The sequence below is a fragment of the Maribacter orientalis genome, from assembly GCF_900109345.1.
In the GTDB taxonomy this organism is placed as follows: Bacteria; Bacteroidota; Bacteroidia; order Flavobacteriales; family Flavobacteriaceae; genus Maribacter; species Maribacter orientalis.
Window position 1 is genome coordinate 33,580 of sequence record NZ_FNZN01000010.1, and the last position, 22,764, is coordinate 56,343.

Below are 22,764 nucleotides of genomic sequence, written 5' to 3' on the forward strand. Positions count from 1 at the left end.
ATTTCTGTCTGTTTTTCGATTGTACTATTACTATATTTTTCATCTTTTTAGGTGGCGAGATTTGGGATTCACCATTAATTACAATTTAAATATATGTAATCTTTTTCCTACAAATATAATTTTGTGGTGTAGCTATTCAAAGTTGTTGTGTAAGTATCTTAAACTGTTTGTGTGTAAATTTTTGAACATATAAAAGCTTATTAATATAAATTCGATAATGAGATTTTGAAGAATGTTTATCTCGCAATTGACCTTGTATTTTGACTACACCTGCCATACGGCTGTCAGGATTCATGACGCAGCTGTAAATGCAATTGCGAAGTACGAAGCAAACCCTGAGTATCGTACCTCAGAAGTTAGGTTGCTTCGTACCTCGCAATATCAAATTATTTATAAAAGCCTTCTGCCCTGAGGCTAGAACACTATGAAGTTATAAACTAAATGCTTTTTTAATCTTGTCTACCATATCCAACTTTTCCCAAGTGAACAGTTCTACTTCGCGTTCTATACGACCATTGTATGGAGATTCGAAAACTTTTGTAATGGTTACGGGTTCTTTACCCATGTGTCCGTAAGCAGCGGTCTCCAAATAAATTGGATTCCGTAGTTTCAAGCGCTCCTCAATAGCAAAAGGTCGCATATCGAACAACTGAGCTACTTTTTTGGCAATATCACCATCACTCAACGTTACTTTTGAAGTTCCATAGGTATCAACAAAAATAGAGGTCGGCTCTACTACCCCAATTGCGTAACTCACTTGTACTAAAATTTCATCAGCAACACCGGCAGCAACTAAATTCTTTGCAGCATGCCTTGCAGCATACGCAGCACTGCGGTCTACCTTACTTGGGTCTTTACCACTAAAAGCTCCACCACCATGTGCTCCTTTTCCTCCATAAGTATCAACGATAATCTTACGACCAGTTAAACCAGTATCGCCATGAGGGCCACCAATTACAAACTTACCTGTTGGATTAATATGATATTTGATTTGATCATCAAACAACTTTTGAGTTTCCTTAGGTAATTGTGCTTTTACTCTTGGGATAAGAATAGAAATAATGTCTGACTTAATTTTAGCCAGCATTTTCTCATCGTCTTTATCAAAAGGATCATGCTGAGTCGAAACAACAATTGTATCGATACGTTGTGGTTCGTTGGTATCGGAATATTCAATAGTCACCTGTGACTTAGCATCAGGTCTTAAATAGGTGATTTCTTTATTTTCCCTTCTAATTTCCGCCAATGTGTGCAGAATTTTGTGGGAAATATCCAAGGCCAAAGGCATATAGTTTTCGGTTTCGCTTGTAGCATATCCGAACATCATACCTTGATCACCAGCACCCTGCTCTTCTTTTGAGCCACGATCAACACCTTGGTTGATGTCTTGAGACTGCTCATGAATCAATGAGATAACACCACAAGAATCGCCGCTAAACTGATATTCTCCTTTCGTATACCCAATTTTATTGATTACCTCACGGGCAATATTTTGAACGTCCAAATAGGTGTCACTCTTCACTTCCCCAGCCAATACTACTTGACCCGTAGTCACCAAGGTTTCGCAAGCAACTTTACTTTCTGGATCAAATGCCAGAAAATTATCTAATAACGCATCACTGATTTGATCCGCAACTTTGTCCGGATGTCCTTCACTAACAGATTCTGATGTAAATAAATAAGCCATTACAATTTTTTTTAACAGTAATGGATTTGGTGATTTTCAGGGAGAAGTTTACGAATCTCGAAATGAGAATCCAAATAAAATTTGGATTAAACTGCTTTAGCATTTTTACCCTTAAAACTAGCTTAAGGCCCCGAGGTTGCAATCAGACAAATCCTTCCTCTTTAATAACGACTCAAAAGTATGAAAATTGTTTGTATAAAAACCTAAAGAATAGTATTTATACTAATATTGACATAACTTTAGGTGTGTTTATTTATAGCTGCATTTCATCTACTATTTTTCTTAATGCTTAATTTACTTTGTATCTTGTGCGTTATAATTTTCATTAATCTAACCGTTAAATAGACTCAAAATGCATATTGCCGTGGCTGGAAATATTGGTGCAGGTAAAACAACCCTAACCAGATTACTTTCAAAACATTATAAGTGGGAAGCGCATTTTGAGGATGTTGTTGAGAATCCATATCTAGATGATTTTTATAATCAAATGGAACGATGGAGTTTTAATCTTCAAATCTACTTCTTGAACAGTAGGTACCGTCAAATATTACAGATCAAAGAAAGTGGTAAGGATGTTATACAGGATAGAACAATTTATGAGGATGCGCATATTTTCGCTCCTAACCTTCACGCTATGGGACTAATGACCAATCGTGACTTCCAAAACTATTCTAGTTTATTCGACCTTATGGAAAGTTTAGTTGAACCGCCAGATCTTCTTATTTATTTAAGAAGTTCTATACCGAACCTAGTGAAACAAATTCACAAGCGTGGGCGTGAATATGAAAACACTATTTCCATTGACTACCTAAGCCGATTGAATGAACGCTATGAGGCATGGGTTCACGGTTACCAAAAAGGAAACTTGCTTATCATCGATGTTGATGATTTGGATTTCGTTGACAACCCTGAAGATTTAGGAACTATCCTCAACAAAATAGACGCTGAAATTAACGGTTTGTTTTAAACTTCTCTCCTCTAAGCTCAATTTCATTGAAAGATTTTGAAAAGAACGTTACCGACTTTCTTCACGACGAACAACCATTTTTATTCATAATAGACTTCAATAAGTCTAAAAAACTGGTGTATTCATTTGAAGAAGCAGCCGAACAAAACATCTATTTTAATATTAAAGGAAAAGGCAACGATAATCACCTAGTTTCCAAACCACAAGACAAGAGGCCAATAGACTTACACCCTGAGCCAATATCAAAAGAAATTTATCAAAAAGCTTTTAACGAGGTTAAAAAGGAATTGAATACAGGCAATAGCTTTTTATTAAATCTTACGTTTCCAACTATATTAAATACACCAGCAAATTTAAAAGAGATTTATCATAAAGCGTCAGCGCCTTATAAGCTTTTATACAAAGATAAATTTGTGCTTTTTTCACCAGAGTGCTACTTAAAAATTAAGAACGATACTATTTTCTCGTACCCCATGAAAGGGACTATAAATAGCGCTATACCGAACGCAAAAGAATTACTGCTTTCTAATAAAAAGGAATTATACGAACATAATACTATTGTAGACCTCATTAGAAACGATCTTTCTATGATTGCAAAAAAAGTAAAGGTCAATAAATATAGATATATTGAAAAAATAAAAAAAGGCAATCAAGAACTCCTGCAGACAAGCACCGAGATACAAGGCGAACTGCCCAATAACTGGAAAGATAATTTTGCTAACTTACTACTAAAAACCTTACCGGCCGGATCTATAAGTGGAGCTCCAAAAAAGAAAACAATAGATATTATTGAGCGTGTAGAAATTATGCCACGCGGATTTTACACTGGTATTTTCGGAGTCTTCGATGGCAACCAAATGGATAGTGCAGTTAGTATTCGGTATATTGAACAAATTGACGGACAACTATATTACAAAAGTGGCGGCGGTATAACCCACTTAAGTAGTCTAGAAGAAGAATATCAGGAACTATTAGAAAAGATATATGTACCCATTATTTGAATCTGTATGTATTGCGAATGGTGAGATTCAAAATGGCACTTACCATGAGTCGAGGTTCAAATCGTCTTTTTATGCCCTTTTTGGTTTCGAAGCAAAATATTCTTTATTTGACAACCTAAATTTACCGCTGATTGACACATCTCTCAAATGTAAATTAAGAATCGAATACAATGAAATTGGTGTAAAATGGACAGTTTCTGAATACGTCAACAAGATTCCCACAAGCCTATTGTTATTAAAAAATGATGAAATAGACTACCGATTAAAATATACTGACCGAAAACAATTAAACCACTCTTATCTACAAAAAGGAGATTTTGAGGATGTTTTAATAATTAAGAACGGATTCATTACCGATGCGACCTACTCCAATATACTTTTTACTGATGGCCATAAAATAATAACACCTTCTACCTCCCTATTACAAGGTACTTGCAGAACAAGGCTTCTTACAGAAGAGATAATTACAGAAGCCCCTATTAAAGCAGATTCTATTCACTTATTCGAAAGCTTTCAATTAATTAATGCGTTAAACGATTTTGATGAAAACAGGTGGATATCTATTCAAAATATTGCAAACGGATAGTTTTTAGATAAATCCATTTTCTTTAGCATGCGCTATCGCCTCCTCTGTTTTATTTACCATTAAAAAAGGAATATCCTTGAAGTCTACAAATAGATTTTCAATCCTTTTCATACGTTTTGAATGGTTTACGCTACGCAGGTATATTGCTTTTATCCTTCCTGGAAACAAGCTGGAAATTTCTTGATAAATATCTCCATCTTTTTCTCCACTATCACCGATTAGTATAAATGGCAAATTTGGATACGCATTTAGTAGATTACTGATTTCTCTTTGCTTTTGCGGTTTTTCATCATTCTTTTTACGCATTCTAAAACTGGCCATACTTCGCAATAGTATAGGGCCTTTAGGAAAGTTATTCGTTTTTAAAAAGAGTTCAAGATATCGGTATAAATTCCAAGGGCTATGACTCACATAAAATAAAGGGTTTGCTTCACTTCCTGTTTTCCCATTATGGAGTTTCATGTAAAAGTCCGAAGCCCCTTCAAGTTGTCTGCGTTTGGTGGCCCGCTTAAACATGGTATTAATGATTACCTTCCATTTCAATGAAGAAACTACTCCAGTGTGCAAAATGGTATCGTCTATATCGCTAATGACTCCGAATTTAGCATGCTCACTGGGAATTAGCATTTCACCTGGAAATCGATTTTGTAATACTATCTCCCTTTTTAAATTCGTATCATTGAATGATAGTTCAAAGTTCAGCCAACCTTCATCATTCGCCAAGTTTTGAAGTCCCTCAATATTTTTATCAATTAAGTAATACCCATCATCATCAGTAGTCCCTTCTACCGTTTCACCGTTTGCAAAAGTAATTTTAAGAGCTGTATTTCTAACTTCATCCGTTTCAAACCGCTTCCAAGTATTCCCCATCAAATTGAAAATACCTTTTCGGTCTAAATCTATATTTTCATCCTCAATAGCGCGACCACGTACATACAGCCGGCTTGCACTGCCGTATGACTGAAAGTTGATAATTTGAAGTTTGTCTTTCTTAAAAATACCCATGGCGTTAAAATTACGGTCTTTCGACAACCTTTAAAATTTTTATTTGAACAAATACCACTTTTAAATCACTAGATAAACCGATTAGTATAGTACTAATAAAACTTAAAAGACATTTCCCTCAGTGAAAACCACCATTGACTCATTGCCAGTTTCACAACCTCTTTCTATAGAATAGCTTTATGAAAGAAAAAAGAATAATAACCCAACTTGTTTTTAACAAGTCTAAATTTCTAAATTATGGAACCAAAAAAAAATCCACAGCAAGATCTCAACAAAAAAAGTAGTTTGTATTTCGTATTCGGACTACTACTAGTATTGGCCATGGTATTTGTAGCCTTAGAATGGAAAACGTACGATAATGTTTATGACTTTGACATCGGCCTTAATAAGGTAGATAAAACTATTATCGAAGAAGCTCCCATTTTTGAGTTAGAAATAATTCAACCACCAAAACCTCCAATTTTGCCAACAGAGATAGAAATAGTCGAAGATAACGACCCAATTGTAGAAACAATAATAGAAACAACCGAAGCCACTACAGACACTGAAATCTTAGAAGCCTCAAACATTGAAGTTATTGATATACCTGATGATCTAGAAGTGATTTGGACTACCATAGAAGAGGTTCCTATTTTTCCTGGGTGTGAAAATGAAAAGGACAAGAGAGCTTGTTTTAATGACATGATGCAAAAGCATATTCGAACAAATTTCAGGTACCCAGAATTAGCTCAAGAAATGGGACAACAAGGTAGGGTGAATACGCAATTCATGATTAACAAAGACGGAAGCATCGGTACGATTAAAAAAAGAGGTCCTCATGAGTTATTAGAAAGTGAGGCTGTTAGAATTCTCTCAAAACTACCAAAAATGACTCCTGGTAAACAACGAGGCACCGCCGTAAAAGTATCATTTAGCATTCCTATCACTTTTAAATTACAATAAGTTAAAGCATAAAAAAACCATCAGCTGAATGCTGATGGTTTTTTTAAAAATTTAATAGCCACCTATTTATTAATTTCTACTTTTTCTATAGTCACCTCTGTTGCAGTTCCTTTTTTATCAAGGTTCACATTTTCAAAGGCTTTTAATTGAGATTCAACCTCTGCCTTAGTTCCGTTGTAAGTTTTCACTTCAGTGACCGTTTCACCATTAACTATAGTAGAATATGTTACGGTAGCTTCTGCCAAATCGTTATTTTCTACATTTAAATCAACAGTAATCTCTTTTGTATTAGTATTTACAGCTACACCTTCTTCAGCATGTCCGCCCAATATTGGAGCGATTACCAACCCAATTAAACAAGTTAATTTAATTAAGATGTTCATTGAAGGACCTGATGTATCTTTAAAAGGATCACCAACAGTATCACCAGTTACTGCAGCTTTATGAGCTTCAGAACCTTTATAAGTCATTTCACCATTAATCTCAACACCTGCTTCAAAAGATTTCTTAGCGTTGTCCCAGGCACCTCCAGCGTTATTCTGGAATATAGCCCATAATACACCTGAAACAGTAACACCAGCCATGTAACCACCTAACATCTCAGCGATAGCCAATTTATTCATTCCAAATAACAATGGTGCGAAAGCAATCAATAACGGGAACCCAATAGTCAATAGACCTGGCAACATCATTTCTCTAAGAGAAGCTTGCGTTGAAATAGCAACACATTTATCATATTCTGGCTTACCAGTACCTTCCATTATACCAGGAATTTCTTTAAACTGACGTCTAACTTCCTGAACCATTTCCATTGCAGCTTTACCAACAGCATTCATGGCTAAAGCAGAAAATACTACTGGCACCATACCACCAACGAATAACATCGCCAATACCGGAGCTTTAAATATATTAATACCATCAATACCAGTGAATGTTACATAAGCAGCAAACAATGCCAAAGAAGTCAATGCTGCAGAAGCAATTGCAAAACCTTTGCCAGTTGCAGCCGTAGTATTACCTACAGAATCTAAAATATCTGTTCTTTCTCTTACAATAGGTTCTTGCTCACTCATTTCTGCAATACCACCAGCGTTATCGGATATTGGTCCGAATGCATCAATAGCCAATTGCATAGCAGTAGTTGCCATCATTGCTGATGCCGCCAACGCCACACCATAAAAACCTGCAAATGCGTAAGACGACCAAATAGCAGCCGCAAATAACAATACAGATGGGAAAGTAGAAATCATACCTGTCGCCAAACCTGCAATTATATTCGTACCAGCTCCTGTAGAAGATTGTTGTACAATTTTTAAAATAGGAGCTTTTCCTAATCCTGTGTAATATTCAGTTACAGAAGAAATAACGGCTCCCACTACTAAACCAACCAAAGTGGCATAAAATACACGCATTGAAGATATTTCTAATATACCTTCACCGAAGAATTCCATTTGCATAGTTTCTGGCAGCATCCAAGTCACCAATCCAAAACAAGAAATAGCAACAAGAACAATTGATGTCCAGTTACCAATATTCAACGCACCCATAACTTGGGCTTCTTTAGCATCGTTACTTTTTATTTTCACCAACATGGTACCGATAATTGATATAATGATACCTGCACCGGCAATTGCCATTGGCAATAAAATAGGACCAATACCCCCGAAGGCATCAGAAATACTACCACCCATATCCTTTATTACATAATTGCCCAAAACCATAGCAGCTAAAACCGTAGCAACATATGACCCGAACAAATCTGCTCCCATACCTGCAACATCACCTACGTTGTCACCAACGTTATCTGCGATAGTAGCTGGATTACGAGGATCATCTTCTGGTATACCCGCTTCAACTTTTCCTACCAAATCCGCACCTACATCAGCAGCTTTCGTATAAATACCACCACCTACTCGTGCAAACAATGCAATAGATTCAGCACCTAATGAAAAACCTGCAAGAGTTTCAAGTACAATAGTCATATCCATAGTAGTAGTCCAAACACCTCCCATAAAAAATTGGAAGAATAGAATGAAAAATATGGTAAGACCAAGAACTGCTAAACCTGCAACGCCCAGACCCATAACGGTTCCACCACCAAATGAAATTTTCAATGCATTAGGCAAACTTGTACGGGCGGCTTGTGTAGTACGAACATTCGTTTTAGTAGCGATTTTCATACCTATGTTTCCAGCAAAGGCTGAAAAAATAGCTCCAAAAATGAACGCTACTACAATTAACCAATGTGTTGTTGGTACTACAAATGAAACTATAGTAAGTAAAATACTTACTATTACTACGAATATGGACAAAAGCTTATATTCTGCACTCAAGAAAGCTAATGCGCCTTCATAAATGTAATCTGATATTTCTTTCATTTTTCCATCTCCGGCATCTTGTTTCATTACCCAAGACCTCTTGATACCCATATAAATTAGGCCTAAAATAGCCATTACTATTGGCATATAAATCATTAGTGACTCCATTTAATCTGTTGTTTGTTTAGTTATAAAATTAGCGCGGCTAAAGTAGTAAATTAGAATAGAATAAAAAAAGCCACTTTTTAATACAAAAAGTGGCTTTAATATTAATTGAAATTATTTAAATCACAAAAGTACGCTTTGCTTTATGCTCACTTTCGTTATATCTCTTCACACATTGGTGGTATATTTCTATCGCTTCTTTAGCATCTCCCCAACCGCCAGTATCTACTTTTTTCTCTTCTAAATCTTTATATACTTGAAAGAAATGTTCAATTTCTTTCAATCTATGCGGATTTAAATCACTGATATCATTGTTGTTACTCCAAATTGGGTCAGAAACAGGCACACAGATAATTTTCTCATCTGGCCCTTTTTCATCGGTCATATGAAACACACCTATTGGCTTCACTTCCATCACTGTCATTGGGTAGGTTGGTTCCGTTCCCATTACCAAAACGTCAAGTGGATCCTTATCTAAGGCCAAAGTTTCTGGAACAAACCCATAATCACCAGGGTACATCATGGAAGAAAAAAGCATTCGATCAAATCGTATTTTATGTAATGCAAAATCGTATTCGTATTTATTTCTACTTCCTTTCGGAATCTCTATTAACACATCAAAGGTCAATCCTTTAGCTGCTGCCATATTTTAAGTTGTTTAATTTATAGTTGTCTATGAAACGGTACTTCTTTGTTATAATTGTAAAAAGTAAATGAATTAAAAGACAAATCCAAACGTTCCGGTAACTCCGAACGGCCTTGCATCTGGATTATCTAAATAATTACCTCTAAAATTAAAATCCAGTCTAAAGATCTTGAAAATATTACCTATTCCGAAAGAATATTCATAATATATCTTTTCTGATGGTGCACGCAATGGTGTATTTGCTGTAGCAGGTGCACTCAATGCTTTATTAGCATCAGATAAATCACCCCACACCCCACGTATTGCTACAATCTCTCTAAGATTATATTTTCGAAGAAATGGTATTCTTGAGAAAAATCGCCCATTAAAATTATGTTGTAAATGAACCGCAGCATATGTATCAGTCACAAATTCGTAAAAATCTAAATTTGGAAACGTCCCATAATTTGAGAAAAAAGTTTGATTCCCTGGCACTACACTTAAAAGCCCTAAAGGCACTACTCCGAAGGTTTTACCAAGTTCCACCGTACTTAACAACCGACCAAAACCACCTAACTGCCAAGGTTGGCTATACGAAAATTGCAATTTACTATAGTCAAAATCACTGTCAAGAACACCCTTTGTCCCTTTAGTAAAATTTAGCAATATGTTACTATAGGTATCATTAACATCACGGCGCTCAACACCATAACCAATGGTCTTCTTACCTGGAGTATATAGAATGTGTGCATTGAAATCGAATTGCCGTATTTCCGATGAAACCCCTGTAGGTGACTGTAGATCCACATAATCTAAACTAAAATCATTTGGCAAAGCAGAACTTAATGTTCTAAAGGTACCCCCTACTGAAAACTTAAAATTAGTTAGCGGTTCAATTTCGAATTTAAGAGCACTAAGGTTTATATTTGTCAATCTATTATTTGCACCGACCGTTAATAACGAGGATGAGGCGATACTACGTCCCAAAACATCATTTGTTGCCGTTAAACTAACACCAAGTTGCTCAATATCCCTCCTGTTTCCTCCTGATACAATTAATCTACTGTTTCTATCAACTAAAAATTTACCTGCAAGACCATGTTTAAATTTATGATCCTTAAATCCATAGGCCGTATAACCCTCAATTCGCCAAGGATCATTTTGCCCATAGTATGTTCTTGCTCCGACTCTTACCCGAGGACCTTCAGCACTGTTATATCCAAAAAAATCATAGACAGAACCTAAATCTAGATTCCATTTATCCATTTCAACATAACCAGACCCTAAAATACTTACGAAGTTATAATATGATTTAAATTTAGGCACCGTCTTTAACGTATCTAATAACTTGTAGATTCCTTTTTCATCTTTATTTAAGGTTTCTAGTCTATTTTTCTCCCAAAATGCATCATCCTTTACTATTTGGTTAACGTCTAATGGATTGCGTTCTTTTCTATAAGCCTCCCTTGGCTTAGGCTTATTAAATTCGTAATTATCGTAAACCGTAGTTCGTTTACCATACAGGCCTCTAGACTCCTCTTTTTTATTAAAGCTGAAATCACTCAACATATAATCTCGCTTCAACAGAAATACCGAATCATTCAATACTTCAAAATCTTGTTCTATGTAGATTTCTTTAACCCAATTTATATTCGCGCTTTTTGTAACCTGAAGATTAATATTTTTAATGGCGTACGTGGAATCATTGACCCAAAAATCTCCTTTAAAAGTCAATTCATTTTTACGTCGGGGATAGTATACTATATTATAACACCACTTGTTTTCTATAAATGCGCTATCGCGTAATGCATAATTATAAGTATCAACACCTGTTCTAGACAATGGACTTGTAAAACTCTTATCAAAAAATTTCAGGTAATTATTATAAACATCATATTCCTGATATAAATCCTTAACAAAGGCAATGATAGCTTGGTTGTTTTCAAAACCTGAATTCTTATTCCCTAAAATATCTTCCTTTTCCTCATTCAATTTATTATCACCGTAGACTTTAGAAAAGGTTTCATTCAAGAAAATAGGCAAATAGGTTTTCCCCGTAATCCTAGAAGTGTCCAAATCTTGAAATATAAATTCTAGTCCTTTAAATAATTTACTCTTTATTAAGGAACTGTCTATCGTATTTAAATCAAACTCAACCTTTTCATATTTGTCAAAAGCATATTGGTTAAATTGTCTAACCCCATTTTGTCTTTTCTTTGCCCAAATTTTACGAAGAATATCTACAGCCGGATTATTCTTTTTAGACTGTTTACCAGCTATTAATACTACCTCATTTAGTTGCTCGGCCGACTCAGCAAGTTTAATTTTTAAATCATACATTACTTTAGAAGTAAGTTCAAGCTCATATTCTGTATATCCTATAAATGATATGATTGCGGTGGAATAATCGTTTTCAGATTCTAAATAAAACCTACCATCATCATTGGTAATAGTACCCTCTGTAGAATTCTTAAAAAAAACATTGGCAAACGACACTGGTTCGCCTTGTTCATCTATTACAATACCCCCCACTTTGGTTTGAGCGTGAGTGATAAAAAAACTAAAACTAACTATTAAAAAGAATATATCTTTCATCAAAAATTTTGATTGTCTTGCATTTTTTAAATCAAATTACCTATCAATAAAAAAAGCTTCTCCAGACTTGGTCGGAGAAGCTAAGGTACTTTTACAAAATTGTATTTTATTTATATAACACTTTTTTAACAGCCGCAACGACATCCTTATAATTCGGCAACCACTCTTCAAATAAAACTGGCGAGTAGGGTGCGGGAGTATCAGCTGTATTAATTTTAACAACAGGCGCATCTAAATAATCGAAAGCATGGGCTTGAACATGATATGTAATTTCAGTGGCAACATTACCGAATGGCCATGCTTCTTCCAAAACCACTAAACGGTTTGTCTTTTTTACAGATTTAAGAACAGCCTCATAATCTAATGGCTTAACGGTTCGTAAATCTATTATTTCACAACTAATACCTTCTTTTTCTAGTTCATCGGCTGCTTTATCAGCTTCTTTAATAATCTTACCAAAAGAAACTATCGTAACATCTTTACCTTCACGACGAATATCAGCAACACCTAATGGAATGGTATATTCTCCTTCTGGAACTTCACCTTTATCACCATACATTTGCTCAGACTCCATGAAAATGACTGGGTCATTATCGCGGATAGCAGCTTTTAACAATCCTTTTGCATCAGCCGGATTAGATGGTACTACAACCTTTAAACCAGGACAGTTGGCATACCAACTCTCAAAGGCTTGGGAATGCGTTGCCGCTAATTGACCTGCTGAACCAGTTGGCCCTCTAAAGACTATAGGACAAGGAAACTGTCCGCCAGACATCTGTCTTATTTTAGCAGCGTTATTTATAATTTGATCTATCCCTACCAACGCAAAGTTGAAAGTCATGAATTCAATTATCGGCCTATTCCCTGTCATGGTAGAGCCAACTCCTATACCTGCAAAGCCAAGTTCTGAAATTGGTGTATCTATAACCCTTTTAGGTCCAAATTCATCCAACATACCCTTGGAAGCTTTATAGGCGCCGTTATATTCTGCTACCTCTTCACCCATCAAATAGATAGACTCGTCCCTTCTCATTTCTTCGGACATCGCCTCGGCTATCGCTTCTCTAAATTGTAGTGTTTTCATCTATCGAAAATATTAATCTTTGTTATATGCTAGAAAGCAAGCAAAAATAGGAAATATAATGTCAATTAATAGAACGCTGTATTTAAAAAAAGTTATAAAATTTACTATGCACGCATAGTAAATTTAGAATTAAATAGTTATCTTCGTCGTCATTGAATTAAAGTTTTTACACATGAAGATATTAGTTTGTATAAGTAATGTTCCAGATACCACCTCTAAAATAAATTTCACCGATGGTGATACTAAATTCGACACCAATGGCGTGCAATTTGTTATTAACCCAAATGATGAATTCGGATTAACAAGAGCCATGTGGTTTAAGGAAAAACAAGGAGCTACGGTACATATCGCAACCGTTGGCGGCCCAAGTGTTGAACCTACAATGCGTAAAGCATTAGCTATTGGCGCAGACGAGGCATTTAGAATAAACGCTGAACCTACCGATGGTTTTTATGTTGCGCAACAATTGGCCGAAGTTGTTAAAAACGGAGGTTATGACCTAGTAATAGGCGGTAAAGAATCCATTGACTATAATGGTGGTATGGTGCCTGGTATTTTGGCTTCACTATCTAACATGAATTTTATAAACTCTTGCATCAACCTAGAAATTGATGGAGACAAAGTTACGGCTGTAAGAGAAATTGATGGAGGTAAAGAGAAATTAAGTAGCTCACTACCTCTAGTTGTTGGAGGACAAAAAGGTTTAGTGGAAGAAAGTGATTTACGTATACCAAATATGCGTGGAATTATGATGGCTAGAAAAAAAACCTTGAGTGTTTTAGAACCTGTAGATGGTATTAAAGCAACTGAAGACAAAAAATTTGACAAACCAGCAGCAAAAGGCCAAGTTAAACTTGCCGACAGTGTAGACCAATTGATTGACCTACTACATAATGAGGCTAAAGTCATTTAATATCCCGCAAGTCGGCTACTAATTAAAAAGAAAGAAAAATGTCAGTTTTAGTTTATACAGAATCAGAAAAAGGAAAATTTAAAAAGAACGCACTTGAAGTTGCTTCTTACGCATCAGCTGTTGCAAAAATGATGGGAACCACTGTTACTGCAGTTGCCTTCAATAGCACCGATAATGAAATACTAGGTAATTATGGTGTTTCTAAGGTTTTAAATGTTAAAGATGAATCTTTAACTACATTTAACGCCGGCGCTTATGCTGCATCCATTGCACAAGCTGTTATAAGTACAGATACCAAGGTTGTTATTCTTAGCTCTAGCACTGATACCAAATATTTAGCTCCATTATTGGCCGCGAAATTATCTGCTGGGTACGCACCTAACGTGGTACAAGCCCCTGAAAGTACCTCCCCATTCATGGTAAAAAGAACCGCTTTCAGTAATAAAGGTTTTGCCCACACTCATATTGATACTGATATTAAAATTATTGGTGTATCCAACAATGCATTTGGTGCGCATGAAAGCAAGACCGATATCACGGTAGAAGAAATTAGTAGTACTTCGGATGAAAACACGAACAACACTAAATCAGTAGAAATCGACAAAGTTGTAGGTAAAGCTACAATTGCAGATGCCGATATTGTGGTATCTGCAGGAAGAGGATTGAAAGGTCCAGAAAATTGGGGAATGATTGAAGAACTTGCCGATATACTAGGTGCTGCTACAGCATGTTCTAAGCCAGTTTCTGACCTTGGTTGGAGACCACATGGCGAACATGTTGGTCAAACGGGTAAGCCCGTTGCAAGTAATCTTTACATCGCTATTGGTATTTCTGGAGCAATTCAGCATTTGGCAGGAGTAAGCGCTTCAAAAACAAAAGTTGTTATCAATAATGATCCAGAAGCACCATTTTTTAAGGCTGCAGATTACGGTATTGTCGGCGATGCCTTTGAAGTAGTTCCACAATTGATTGAAAAATTAAAGGTTTTTAAAGCTCAAAACAGTTAATTTTTTGTTATTTTGTGCCCCTTAAAGGGCTGTTCAGATAGTTGGAGCCCCAAGTATTTTGAACAGCCTTTTTTAGTTAAAGATATATGAGTCTAGTACGTTTAAAAATAAAAGGTATTTCCTATAGCCAAACTCAAAATGGTGCCTATGCACTTATTTTGAATGAGGTAGATGGTGATAGAAAATTACCAATAGTCATTGGTGCTTTCGAAGCTCAATCTATTGCAATCGCTTTAGAAAAAGAAATAAAGCCTCCAAGACCCTTAACACATGACCTTTTTAAGAATTTTTCTGATAGGTTCGATATTGTTATCAAACAAGTTATTATTCACAAATTAGTGGATGGCGTTTTTTATTCTAGCATCATTTGTGAAAGAGACGGTATCGAAGAAATTATAGATGCGAGAACAAGTGATGCCATAGCATTAGCTTTACGTTTTAATGCTCCTATCTTCACCTACAAGACTATATTGGATAAAGCTGGGATTTTTCTAAAATTCTCCTCAAAGGACAAAGAAAAAAAAGAAAGCGATGATAGTATAATGGTAGACGAAATTCTACAAGAAGGTGAAACTATAGAAATAGAATCTGGAGCTTCCGACGGATATACAGAACTAACGATAGATGAACTTGAGGCCGAATTAAAAAAGGCAGTCGCCAATGAAGACTACGAAAAAGCGGCGAAATTAAGAGATGAAATCTCTAAGCGCAACTAAATACTAAATTACAGTTTATGATAAAGGGCAAATGGTTGCTATTTTTTGCACTAGTACTTACCTCAATAACATTTGCTCAAGACTTAGAAGTGACACAAGTACTGGAAAACAGTATTGATACTACCTTGGTTGATGACGCCATAACAGCCAATGTAATGGAAATGGAACCAAATGACGGGTTCTCCCTTAATAGCCTAGGAAGAGGTGTTTTAGGCATGTTTGTTTTGCTACTTCTCGCTTTCTTATTCAGTTCTAACAGAAGAGCTATTAATTGGAAAACTGTCGGTATAGGATTAGCACTTCAATTAATAATTGCTATAGGTGTTCTAAAAGTTCCTTTTGTTCAATTAGTTTTTGAGCAGATTGGACGAATATTCGTTAGTATCTTAGAGTTTACCCGCGCAGGAAGCAAGTTTCTGTTTGAAGGTCTTGTTGTAGATACAGGTACCTTTGGCTATATATTCGCGTTTCAAGTGTTACCTACAATTATATTTTTCTCTGCTCTTACCTCTTTATTATTCTATTTAGGCGTAATTCAAAAAGTGGTTAAAAGCCTAGCTTGGTTATTGTCTAAAAGCTTAGGGATATCAGGACCAGAAAGTCTTTCTGTTGCTGGTAATATATTTCTAGGTCAGACTGAAGCACCTTTACTTATAAAGGCTTATTTGGAGAAAATGACGCGCTCAGAAATACTTCTTGTAATGATTGGAGGTATGGCCACCGTAGCAGGTGCGGTTTTGGCTGCATACATCGGTTTTTTAGGAGGTGAAGACGAGCTATTACAATTGGTTTTTGCTAAACATCTATTAGCTGCTTCTGTAATGGCCGCACCTGGCGCTATTGTAATTTCAAAAATGCTATATCCTCAGACCGAAGAAGTAAATAGTGACATACATGTTTCATCAGAAAAAATTGGTTCTAATGTATTAGATGCCATTGCAAATGGAACAACCGAGGGTTTAAAATTAGCCGTTAATGTTGGTGCAATGCTTTTAGTTTTTGTCGCTATCATTGCCATGGTCAATGGTATACTAGAATGGACAGGAGACTTTACGAATTTAAATTCTTGGATAGCCGAGAATACCTCTTATGAAAAATTTTCTCTCGAAGCTATTTTAGGAACCATTTTCGCACCACTAATGTGGTTGATTGGTGTTGCCAATGAGGATATTATGCTAATGGGTCAGTTATTGGGCATCAAGTTGGTTGCTAGTGAATTTGTGGGCTATATTCAGCTGGCAGAATTAAAAGATTTAGCCACTCTACCGCATTTAAAATACAATAAATCAGTAATTATGGCCACCTATATGCTTTGTGGTTTTGCTAACTTTGCTTCCATAGGTATCCAAATAGGAGGTATTGGTTCACTTGCACCAGGACAACGAAAAACCTTATCAGAATTTGGAATGAAAGCTGTTTTAGGAGGTTCTTTGGCATCCTTACTTTCTGCCACCATTGCAGGTATGATTTTAGGATAAATACATAAAATAAATAATCATTATACTAATTATCAAAGACATATGCATTTTTAGCATTCTTTATATGTACTTAATCGATGTAAATGATTTACTTCATTATTATTAAATAACTTTCCATTCCCCTTATTAAATTTTAACTTTTCAGTACCTTAACAAAGGTATTTGAAGCAAAATCTTATAATTGGAATGAAGTATTATTTTATAATTTTCCTCTTGCTACCCCTAAGTGGAATAGCTCAAAACATAGGAGATTTCATTTCTGTTAATCCTGTATCCCAAAATTCCGATTTTGTAATTCCCTCTACTCATACGTTTCAGTCTATTATCAGCAGAGGTGATGCTTTAACACAAGGTGGAACATTACCTGGAAATACAGATTTTACTGGTTATGTTCCCATTGGAGGTAGCAGTGAGAATGGCTATTTAAGTATTAATGCGGAAAATGTTCCAGGTGCCGTTTCCATTTTGGATATTAACTTTAATTCAATCACCAAATTGTGGTCTACATCATTATCAGCAAGTGTAGATTTTAGTTCCGTAGCTCTAACTATTGCTAACTGCTCTGGAACGGTTACACCCTGGAATACCATAATTAGTTGTGAGGAATATACCTCAAAAGAAATTGCCAATCAATACGGTTTTCCTTTGGATAGCAATGCAGATGGTTATGATGATTTAGGTTGGGCCGTTGAAATAAATCCTGCAACCAAAACCGTAATCGATAAGCGATGGGCCTTAGGAAATTTTAAACATGAAAATTTAGTCATTCATAATAATAGAAGAACAGCTTACCAAGGCGCAGATGCTGCAGTAGGGTATCTTTATAAATTTGTTGCTGATGCCGAACAAGATTTAAGTAGCGGTAAACTTTATGTATATAAAGGATCTAAAAACGGACCAGGAAATTGGATTCTATTAAACAATACTACAAAAGAGGAACGAAACACGACTGTCAACCAAAGCACTGCAGTAGGAGCTACTGTTTTTAATGGTATAGAAGATGTAGAAATAGGACCAGACGGCTTCATTTATTTTGCCGTAAAAAGCGAAGACCAAGTATATCGATTTCAAGATTCTGATCCAATCAGCGGAACAACTGTAATCAATATGGAAACCTATGTTGGTAATACAACCTACAATATCACTCATACCAGTGGCACAACTAGTGTAAATTGGGGCTATGGTAATGATAATCTAGCTTTCGATAATGACGGTAATCTTTGGGTACTTAATGATGGTGAAAATAATTATATATGGGTCGTTAAAAACGGACATACCCAGACCAACCCAAAAGTTGAAGTTTTTGGGATAGTACCCGCAGGCGCAGAACCTACCGGCATAACCTTTTCTCCGGATTTTCGTTTCTTATTCATGTCAATTCAACATCCAAATGGCTCAAATAGTTCAACAACGCAAACCGATGCTTCAGGAACCGAAATTGCCTTTGATAAGGACACAAGTATCGTCATCGCATTGAATTCAAATTTAGGAACCACAACCGAATATACATGGTATTTAGATGCGGACGGTGATGGATATGCCATACCCCCTACTGTTATTAGCAGCAATAGCCCTGGACAAGGATATACGCAAAGCACACTTCCCCTAACGGACTGCAACGATAACGACCCAAATGTGTTTGAAGTAACCACTTGGTACTTGGATTCGGATGGCGACAACTATGCCGTTGCACCGACTGTAGAAAGCTGCAATTCCCCAGGAACGGGCTATACGCAAAACATTCTTCCCTTAACGGACTGTAATGACAACGACCCTAATGTATTTGAAGTTTCGACATGGTATTTGGATGCCGATGGCGACGGACATGCAACCGGAATCTCAGTACAAAGCTGTGCAAGCCCAGGAACCGGGTATGTTCAAACAATAATCTCAACAAACGATTGCAACGATAACAACCCAAATGTGTTTGAAGTAACCACTTGGTACTTGGATTCGGATGGTGATGGTTACGCTGTTGCACCAACAATGCAAAGCTGCAACTCACCAGGGCCTGGATACACGCAAAATGTACTCCCTTTAACGGATTGTGACGATAACGACCCTAACGTGTTCGAAGTTTCGACATGGTACTTGGATGCCGATGGTGACAACTATGCCGTTGCCCCAACAGTAGAAAGTTGTGACTCCCCAGGAACCGGATATACAAAAACCATTCTTCCCTTAACGGACTGTGACGATAACGACCCTAACGTGTTCGAAGTTTCGACATGGTACTTGGATGCAGATGGGGATGGACATGCGACCGGAATCTCTGTGCAAAGTTGTACAAGCCCAGGAACTGGATATGTCCAGATAGTGACCTCTCAAAACGATTGTGACGACACCAATCCTAATATATTTGAAGTTTCAACTTGGTACATGGATGCCGATGGTGACAACTATGCCGTTGCCCCAACAGTAGAAAGTTGTGACTCCCCAGGAACCGGATATACAAAAACCATACTCCCATTAACCGACTGTGACGATACCAATCCAAATGTATTTGAAGTATCGACATGGTACTTAGATGCAGATGGTGATGGTTTCGCTGTTGCACCAACGATACAAAGCTGTAATTCTCCCGGAATAGGATACAATCAAAATATACTGCCTTTAACGGACTGTGACGATAACGACCCTAACGTGTTCGAAGTTTCGACATGGTACTTGGATGCAGATGGGGATGGACATGCGACCGGAATCTCTGTACAAAGTTGTACAAGCCCAGGAACCGGATATGTCCAGATGGTGACCTCTCAAAACGATTGTGACGATACCAATCCTAATGTATTTGAAGTATTGACATGGTACTTGGATGCAGATGGTGATGGTTACGCTGTTGCACCAACAATGCAAAGCTGCAACTCACCAGGGCCTGGATACACGCAAAATGTACTCCCTTTAACGGACTGTGACGATACCAATCCAAATGTATTTGAAGTTTCTACTTGGTATCTTGATCAAGATGGTGATGGTTACGCTGTTGCACCAACAATACAAAGCTGTAATTCACCAGGGTCTGGATATACTCAAAATATACTTCCTTTAACGGACTGTGACGATACCAATCCAAATATATTTGAAGTTTCTACTTGGTATTTGGATGCCGATGGGGATGGACATGCGACCGGAATCTCTGCACAAAGTTGTGCAAGCCCAGGAACCGGATATGTCCAGATGGTGACCTTTCAAAACGATTGTGACGATACCAATCCAAATGTATTTGAAGTTTCTACTTGGTATCTTGATCAAGATGGTGATGGTTACGCTGTTGCACCAACAATACAAAGCTGTAATTCCCCAGGGTCTGGATATACTCAAAATATACTTCCTTTAACGGACTGTGACGATAACGACCCAAATGTATTTGAAGTATCGACATGGTACTTGGATGCAGATGGGGATGGACATGCAACTGGAATCTCTGTACAAAGTTGTGCAAGCCCAGGAACTGGATATGTCCAGATGGTGACCTCTCAAAACGATTGTGACGATACCAATCCAAATGTATTTGAGGTTTCTACTTGGTATCTTGATGAAGATGGTGATGGTTACGCTGTTGCACCAACAATACAAAGCTGTAATTCTCCCGGAATCGGATATACTCAAAATATACAGCCTTTAACGGACTGTGACGATAACGACCCAAATGTATTTGAAGTTTCTACTTGGTATTCGGATGCCGATGGTGACGGCTATACCACTTCCGAAACTATTGAAAGTTGCAAAAGTCCCGGTATTGACTATATCCTTACACCTTCTGATAAAATTGACTGCGATGACGAAAATGAACAAATAAACCCGGAAACAATTTGGCGATTAGATGCTGACGACGATGGTACAGCAGATAATGAAGAATTCATAGTTGATTGCATATCTCCTGGTGCTTTATTTACCAATAATATTCTTGTGCCCTATTCTATTTCCGATAAAATCATTGCATATCCTAATCCCACAACAGAAACTATAATAATTGACCTTGGAGAGATTAAATCCAGCATTGAATTAACATTGGTGAATTCTTCGAAAAAATTAGTGCTTACCAAAAACTTTCAAGGCCAGCGCTTTTTAACTATTGATTTATCAACTCTAGCTTCAGGCGTTTATTTTGTTGAAATTATTAGTCAGGAAGACGTAATTGGAACTCATAAAATAATTAAGCTATAAATCTTTATTCTTGATTTGGTTAATAAATTCTTATAACCCGTTCAATAATTCTTTTTCGAAAATTTACGTTAACTGTATTTTTGTGATATCGAAAATTCATTTTTGATGCTAATACAAACGATTATATGAAACAATACCACGACCTTTTAAAACATGTTCTTGAAGAAGGCAACCAAAAAGGTGACCGCACAGGAACTGGAACTAAAAGTGTATTTGGTTATCAAATGCGATTCGATTTAAGTGAAGGTTTCCCTATGGTTACTACCAAGAAATTACATTTAAAATCTATTGTATATGAATTGCTGTGGTTCTTAAAAGGGGATACTAATATAGAATACCTACAAGAGAATGGTGTACGAATTTGGAATGAATGGGCAGATGAAAATGGAAATCTCGGACCTGTATATGGACACCAATGGCGTAATTGGAACGATGATGAAATTGATCAAATAAAAGAAGTTGTTCATTCATTAAAAACAAACCCAAACAGCAGAAGAATGTTGGTTTCTGCTTGGAACCCTAGTGTACTGCCTGACACCTCAAAATCTTTTTCAGAAAATGTAGCGAATGGAAAAGCCGCCCTACCTCCATGTCATGCCTTTTTTCAATTCTATGTTTCAGACGGAAAACTCTCCTGTCAATTATATCAAAGAAGCGCAGATATTTTCCTAGGCGTGCCATTCAACATTGCTTCTTATGCCCTATTCACAATGATGATGGCTCAAGTTTGCGGACTTAAAGCGGGTGATTTCATACACACCTTTGGAGATGCTCATATTTATAATAATCATATGGAACAGGTTGAATTACAATTAAGCAGAGAACCTAGACCTTTACCAAAAATGAAAATAAACCCTGAAGTAAAAGATATTTTTGATTTCAAGTTTGAAGATTTCACATTAGTTGACTATAACCCACACCCTCATATAAAAGGGATTGTTGCTATATAAAAGATTAAATTATTGTTATACCTAATACCTCTTTCTGATTTTTTCAAAACGATATTTCTGTTTATTTTTTTACATTAACAGAATCTTATCTAAGATTGTTAAAAGCAAATCGATAATAGTTTACACTGAAAATCAGTCAATTATAAAAATAAAAAAAGGCGCACTACATGAAATAACGCGCCTTTTTGATTATATTTAGATAACCAATATACTATAATTCTAAAACAGCGTTCTCAGAACCTGCATAATCATTCCACTGATAACGATCAGCTTCAGTCTCGTTTATGAAGTTACCATCTACCAAGTATTTAAACTCAAAAGAATTTTCTTTAGGAAGATCAAAAGTTCCTTTAAAAGTTCCGTTTTTTAATTTTTTCAATGCACTAGCTTTTGGGCTCCAGTTATTAAAGTCACCGACTACGGCTACTTTTTTTGCTTCCTCTGCAGGAACTGTAAAAGTTACCTTACACACAGGTTTTGTTTTTAAATATTGTTTTGCAATTGCCATGATATTAATTTTAAAATTTACTGCAAAACTAGTACAATAAAATACTCATT

The 22,764-nt window shown here is 36.4% G+C and carries 17 protein-coding genes; 10 read left to right on the top strand and 7 right to left on the bottom strand.

All coding sequences use genetic code 11. The annotated features are described in order from the left end of the window. Positions 1-430 precede the first annotated feature (430 nt). On the bottom strand, positions 431-1,687 hold the full coding sequence (gene metK / locus BMY56_RS16400; RefSeq protein ID WP_091626738.1) for a methionine adenosyltransferase: 1,257 nt from the start codon (positions 1,685-1,687) through the stop codon (positions 431-433). A gap of 352 nt (positions 1,688-2,039) precedes the next feature. Here metK and BMY56_RS16405 point away from each other — a divergent pair, with 352 nt between their 5' ends. Genes BMY56_RS16405 through BMY56_RS16415 form a run of 3 tightly spaced genes read left to right on the top strand, consistent with a single transcriptional unit; the run spans position 2,040 to position 4,241 of the window. Beyond that, positions 2,040-2,654, top strand: a complete 615-nt coding sequence (locus tag BMY56_RS16405; protein ID WP_091626741.1) for a deoxynucleoside kinase — start codon at positions 2,040-2,042, stop codon at positions 2,652-2,654. A 26-nt stretch (positions 2,655-2,680) separates the two neighbouring features. Beyond that, a complete protein-coding gene (locus BMY56_RS16410) occupies positions 2,681-3,655 on the top strand; it encodes an aminodeoxychorismate synthase component I (protein ID WP_245737263.1) in 975 nt (324 codons plus the stop codon). Continuing rightward, positions 3,639-4,241, top strand: coding sequence for an aminotransferase class IV (locus tag BMY56_RS16415; RefSeq protein WP_091626747.1), 603 nt, complete (start codon positions 3,639-3,641; stop codon positions 4,239-4,241). The genes BMY56_RS16410 and BMY56_RS16415 overlap by 17 nt, the downstream gene beginning before the upstream one ends. A 3-nt stretch (positions 4,242-4,244) precedes the next feature. Here the strand turns inward: BMY56_RS16415 and BMY56_RS16420 are convergent, their stop codons facing one another. Next, entirely contained in the window at positions 4,245-5,273 is a 1,029-nt protein-coding gene (locus BMY56_RS16420) for an App1 family protein (protein ID WP_317040637.1), read from the bottom strand. A gap of 210 nt (positions 5,274-5,483) precedes the next feature. On the opposite strand from BMY56_RS16420, the gene BMY56_RS16425 reads away from it, so the two are divergent. Beyond that, positions 5,484-6,188, top strand: coding sequence for an energy transducer TonB (locus BMY56_RS16425; RefSeq protein WP_091626752.1), 705 nt, complete (start codon positions 5,484-5,486; stop codon positions 6,186-6,188). A 62-nt stretch (positions 6,189-6,250) separates the two neighbouring features. On the opposite strand, the gene BMY56_RS16430 is transcribed toward BMY56_RS16425, so the two are convergent. The 4 genes from BMY56_RS16430 to BMY56_RS16445 form a co-directional block, all read right to left on the bottom strand. After that, complete coding sequence (locus tag BMY56_RS16430; protein ID WP_091626755.1) at positions 6,251-8,674, bottom strand: sodium-translocating pyrophosphatase; 2,424 nt, start codon at positions 8,672-8,674, stop codon at positions 6,251-6,253. Positions 8,675-8,789: 115 nt separating this feature from the next. Further along, positions 8,790-9,317 carry an inorganic diphosphatase gene (locus tag BMY56_RS16435; protein WP_091626757.1) on the bottom strand — a complete coding sequence of 176 codons (528 nt, stop codon included), beginning with the start codon at positions 9,315-9,317 and terminating at the stop codon, positions 8,790-8,792. Positions 9,318-9,389: 72 nt separating this feature from the next. Further along, positions 9,390-11,891: a DUF5686 family protein gene (locus BMY56_RS16440; protein WP_091626760.1), complete on the bottom strand. Its 2,502-nt coding sequence runs from the start codon at positions 11,889-11,891 to the stop codon at positions 9,390-9,392. Positions 11,892-11,997: 106 nt separating this feature from the next. After that, positions 11,998-12,975, bottom strand: coding sequence for a pyruvate dehydrogenase complex E1 component subunit beta (locus tag BMY56_RS16445; RefSeq protein ID WP_091626763.1), 978 nt, complete (start codon positions 12,973-12,975; stop codon positions 11,998-12,000). A gap of 172 nt (positions 12,976-13,147) precedes the next feature. Here BMY56_RS16445 and BMY56_RS16450 point away from each other — a divergent pair, with 172 nt between their 5' ends. From BMY56_RS16450 to BMY56_RS16475, 6 genes are all read left to right on the top strand, one after another. Beyond that, the gene (locus BMY56_RS16450; protein ID WP_091626767.1) at positions 13,148-13,888 is read left to right on the top strand and encodes an electron transfer flavoprotein subunit beta/FixA family protein; all 741 of its coding nucleotides are present in this window, start codon (positions 13,148-13,150) and stop codon (positions 13,886-13,888) included. Positions 13,889-13,926: 38 nt separating this feature from the next. After that, positions 13,927-14,895, top strand: coding sequence for an electron transfer flavoprotein subunit alpha/FixB family protein (locus BMY56_RS16455; protein WP_091626770.1), 969 nt, complete (start codon positions 13,927-13,929; stop codon positions 14,893-14,895). Between the two features lie 86 nt (positions 14,896-14,981). Then, a complete protein-coding gene (locus BMY56_RS16460; RefSeq protein WP_091626773.1) occupies positions 14,982-15,611 on the top strand; it encodes a bifunctional nuclease family protein in 630 nt (209 codons plus the stop codon). Positions 15,612-15,628: 17 nt separating this feature from the next. Continuing rightward, positions 15,629-17,089: a NupC/NupG family nucleoside CNT transporter gene (locus BMY56_RS16465; RefSeq protein WP_091626775.1), complete on the top strand. Its 1,461-nt coding sequence runs from the start codon at positions 15,629-15,631 to the stop codon at positions 17,087-17,089. 186 nt (positions 17,090-17,275) lie between these two features. After that, entirely contained in the window at positions 17,276-21,256 is a 3,981-nt protein-coding gene (locus tag BMY56_RS16470) for an alkaline phosphatase PhoX (RefSeq protein WP_091626777.1), read from the top strand. 125 nt (positions 21,257-21,381) lie between these two features. Continuing rightward, positions 21,382-22,206 (top strand): thymidylate synthase, encoded by an 825-nt coding sequence (locus BMY56_RS16475; RefSeq protein ID WP_091626779.1) that lies wholly within the window; start codon positions 21,382-21,384, stop codon positions 22,204-22,206. Positions 22,207-22,417: 211 nt separating this feature from the next. Here BMY56_RS16475 and BMY56_RS16480 read toward each other — a convergent pair whose 3' ends face one another. After that, positions 22,418-22,714 carry an isoamylase early set domain-containing protein gene (locus tag BMY56_RS16480; RefSeq protein WP_091626782.1) on the bottom strand — a complete coding sequence of 99 codons (297 nt, stop codon included), beginning with the start codon at positions 22,712-22,714 and terminating at the stop codon, positions 22,418-22,420. Positions 22,715-22,764: the final 50 nt, after the last annotated feature.